The sequence below is a fragment of the Bernardetia sp. genome (assembly GCF_020630935.1).
Lineage (GTDB): Bacteria > Bacteroidota > Bacteroidia > Cytophagales > Bernardetiaceae > Bernardetia.
This window is the reverse complement of record NZ_JAHDIG010000140.1, coordinates 1-3,838: the sequence shown is the minus strand read 5'-3', so window position 1 is coordinate 3,838 and position 3,838 is coordinate 1. Positions and strand designations below refer to the sequence as shown.

Sequence of the window (3,838 nt, the reverse complement as noted above, 5' to 3'; positions counted from 1 at the left end):
CACTTTTTAATCAGTTTTTGAAGGTTTTTACCAGACTCTTCATATTGCTTTTCAGCTTTGAGAATTTCAGCAGTTTTAGTTCTTTTTGGTAAATCAACAACGTAGAAGTCATAGAGAGTTTTTTCAACATCAATTTTTGTAACAATCATTCCCTGTCTCTCCAATGATTTTTTACAGCCTCTTCTGTGAAAATTTAGAATCTTAGATATAGCATATATACTATGTCCAGCTTCAAATAGAAATGATATTCGTTCATCTCTTTTCTTGATTTCTATTTCTCTAACTTCTTTGGTTCGCCTCTGAAATGTCCTTGAATGAACATTTTTGAAGCATTCTTTTGCAGCTTTTCTACCAAACAAGAGTGCTGTCTGCTTAATAGGATGTGAAGTAGCGTAAGTTTGCATTTTAGTTTTGGTTTATTTTGGTTTGAGTTTGCTAAACGATTCCTCCTGTTGGATCATTTATCTCTTCTTTAGGAGGAGCTTCAACTTTAGGAGCTCCAAAGTCGCCTCCTCCTTTGGCATCAGTACTTTTAATGAAGCCAAGACTTTTCGCATCATGTTCTATAATTTGGCTCATCGTAACTACCTCAGAGCTATTCTCGCCACCAAACACATCATTCTTGAACTGCTTTACTCCATCTTTATAGGCTACTTTCTTACCATTTTCTTCTTTAAATTCATATTTATCTAAAGAAGGAGAGAAGAAGTCATTTACGAGCCTTGACGTGTTTGCTTTTGCAGCATCAGTTAAGTTGAGTGATGAAAGCATTGTAAGAGCTTCATAGTTGCGAGCGTAACGAGCCTGCTGAAAATCAGACTGTTTTTTCAGCTCATCTATTGTACTCTGAACCTCTTTGTCTTTGTTATCCAATCTAACTTTAAGGTCTTGGAGCTGTGATTGCAACTCAGAATTTCGCTTTGAGAGCTCGTCAGAACCTGCTGATTTCGTAAGATGTGTATTTGCTGCATCAATGAGTTTTTTGATGTCTTTTTCTTCATTAATTCCTTCAACACCTAAGTTTACAAGTTGCTTTTGAAGTTTATTAATAAGTAAAGATTCTCTCTTTTGAGCAGCTTCATCTACTAGCGTTTTTGTTCTGTTTTCATCTGAGAGAATAGAAGTAACAACTTGATTCTCATCTATATCTATTTCTTCTTCAGATTCGTTTACAGTTCCTCCCAAACGCTCCCAAGCTGTCTTGAACTTTTTATATGCTTTTTCGTAATCCAATGTTTTTAAATTTTAGAGTGAAAAATGATTTGTTAGACGTATGCTAGAAATGAGTTAGCGAGATGCTATTTCTTTGCTGCTGTCTTTTTTGTTGTTTTAGTAGCTTCTGTTGGTTCGGAGGCTGGAGCTTTTGACTGCGCTTCTAATGATTGAGCTTCAAGCTCTTTGATTTTAGCTTGTAGTTTCTCAATTTCTGATTTTTGCTCCTCGTTCTCTGACTTTAGAAGCTCATTTTTAGAAGAGAGAGTTTTGACTTCACTTTGAGTCGCTTCTCCTAAATCTACCTTTTTTAGTTTTTCTCCTTTTTGCAGCTTCTTTACATTTTCAGCATCCAACACAACTACACCCATTTGCTTTTGGTGTTGTGGAGTCCCCAAAACCTTTTTAAAGGTATTATCATCTAAAGATTTTACATCTGCTTTAGAATACTCTTCTTTCCCTTGCACGACATTTAAATAAAAAACCTTTGCCATTTTGCTATAATTTTTGGTAAAATAAAAAATAATGATAACAAAGTTATCAAAATGAATCTATTTTGCTTGTCGTTTTTGCACAACGTCAAAAAAAGTGCTAATTATTTTAGACTTTTGAGGTATGAATAACAAAGAAAAAAACAAATTATTGGCTCGTTATGAGTATATCTATTTGCAAAAATCACAAAAAGATATAGCTGCTGATTTAGAATGCTCTGAAAGAACAATTCTGACATGGAAAAACGAAGATGGAGATTGGGACGATGTAAGAGACAAAGCCGAAAAATTACCAAGAGTTCAGAACGATTTGGTTTACGAGACATTTGTAAGAATGCTTGATGATGTGAAAGATAAAGTAGAGTGGGATGCTCTGTCTAAAGCCGCTGCTTTTATAGATAGACTTACAAAAGGAAAATCTAATTTTACTTTAAAACAGTCAGTTTGTATAGAATTTCTAACCTTCTTATTTAAGAAAAATCTACCAGAAAAGGCTAAAGAATATCTTGAGCTTATGACTGATTTTTTAAGAGAAAGTAAAACAACTGCATGATGGTAGAAATAAGTAAAGAATGGGAAGAAGTAGTAAAAGCAGTAAACAACGGAACTCTTTTAGAATTAGACCTCAATCCCAACCCTAAAAATCGCATCAACTGGAAGCAAGTAATAAGCAACCTTTCAGATCCTCAACAAGCATTTTTTAATGCTCGTAGTAGAGTAAATTTATACTTTGCAGGGCAAGGAGCTGGTAAGTCTCATATTTTAGGTGTTATTTCATTATATCTAGCCACTAATTTCCCTGAAGTATTTGGGCTTATTGCTGCTAACACCTACTCACAATTAAACGATTCTACACTTTATAGAATCCGTGAAGTATGGGAAGAATTAGGAATTACTGAATATGATGAAACAACTGGTCAAGGTGATTATGTCGTAAACCGTCAACCTCCAAAAGACTTTAATACTGATAATCATAATTTCAAACGCTATAATAATATTATCTCTTTCCGTTGGGGAGCTGTTATTTTCACTCGTTCACTTGATAATTTCAAAGCTATTGATGGAATGGAAGTCGGTTGGATTCTATTAGATGAAACCAAAGACACCAAAGAAGAAGCTGTCAAGGAAGTTATGCTCGGACGTGCCAGGCAAAAAGGAATGTACCTTACCAAAACAGGAAAGATTACAACCAAAGTAACCAAAACACCTTTCAACCCTTTATATATTGTTACTTCTCCAGCCAAAGAACAATGGCTTGTAGAATGGTTTAATTTGCTTATTTATGAATTTGAAATAAAGAGCAAAATTTACTCTACAACTGATTATTTTCACAAACAAACTACAAAAACGCACTTTGTAGTTATTTCATCAGCGTATCACAATCAAAAGAATCTGCCTGCCAACTATATTGAAAATCAAGCAAGCACACTTCCTTCACACTTGAAGGATATGCTTATTTATGGAGATCCATTTTCAAAAGCTGGAGGAGAGATTTATAAAGGCTTTAGTAGAGAGAAAAATATTTCAGAAGAAGCAATCTATCAAAAACATTTGCCTTTATGCGTTTCTTGGGATTTCAATGTTTATCCTTATGTAACTGCTCTTATTGGACAAATGCCTAATTCCAAAGAGCTTCATATTATAGATGAAATTTGTTCGGAGTACCCAAGAAACAACACACCTGATACTTGTGATACAGTTATTCGTAAATATCATAATCATCAAGCTGGCGTTTGGATATTTGGTGATCCAAGTGGTCAGAACGAAGACACAAGGTCAAAGAACAAAATGAATGATTATAAAATCATTCTACCAAAATTCAAACGTGCTGGTATGGGAGGGGTTGCTTTCAAAGTCTCTAAAAAAGCTCCTTACGTCATTCCAAGAATTAATTTTATCAATGGAATATTTGAAATTAGTATGTATGGCATTACTATCAAAATCCATCCAAGATGTAAAAACTTGATAGCTGACCTAATGTACTTGAAAGAAGATACAGATGGAAAGAAGCTCAAGGAAAAAGTAAAAGATGAGCAAACTGGCAAGTCTTATGAAAAATATGGACATACTAGCGATTCGCTAGATTATATGGTATGTCGTGTATTCTTGAAGTTTTTCAAGATGTTTACACTTGG

General features: G+C 34.2%; 5 protein-coding genes. 2 read left to right on the top strand and 3 right to left on the bottom strand.

Annotated elements, in window-relative coordinates:
* The 3 genes from QZ659_RS20305 to QZ659_RS20295 all read right to left on the bottom strand — a co-directional run.
* Positions 1-404, bottom strand: a 404-nt coding sequence (locus QZ659_RS20305; RefSeq protein WP_291728898.1) for a hypothetical protein, incomplete at its 3' end; no start/stop codon positions are given.
* 31 nt (positions 405-435) lie between these two features.
* Positions 436-1,233 (bottom strand): hypothetical protein, encoded by a 798-nt coding sequence (locus tag QZ659_RS20300; protein ID WP_291728896.1) that lies wholly within the window; start codon positions 1,231-1,233, stop codon positions 436-438.
* Between the two features lie 65 nt (positions 1,234-1,298).
* Positions 1,299-1,706 carry a hypothetical protein gene (locus QZ659_RS20295; protein WP_291728894.1) on the bottom strand — a complete coding sequence of 136 codons (408 nt, stop codon included), beginning with the start codon at positions 1,704-1,706 and terminating at the stop codon, positions 1,299-1,301.
* 121 nt (positions 1,707-1,827) lie between these two features.
* Here QZ659_RS20295 and QZ659_RS20290 point away from each other — a divergent pair, with 121 nt between their 5' ends.
* Positions 1,828-2,256: a hypothetical protein gene (locus QZ659_RS20290; protein WP_291728892.1), complete on the top strand. Its 429-nt coding sequence runs from the start codon at positions 1,828-1,830 to the stop codon at positions 2,254-2,256.
* A partial coding sequence (locus tag QZ659_RS20285) for a hypothetical protein (RefSeq protein ID WP_291728890.1) occupies positions 2,253-3,838 on the top strand: 1,586 nt, incomplete at its 3' end. The genes QZ659_RS20290 and QZ659_RS20285, both read left to right, overlap by 4 nt.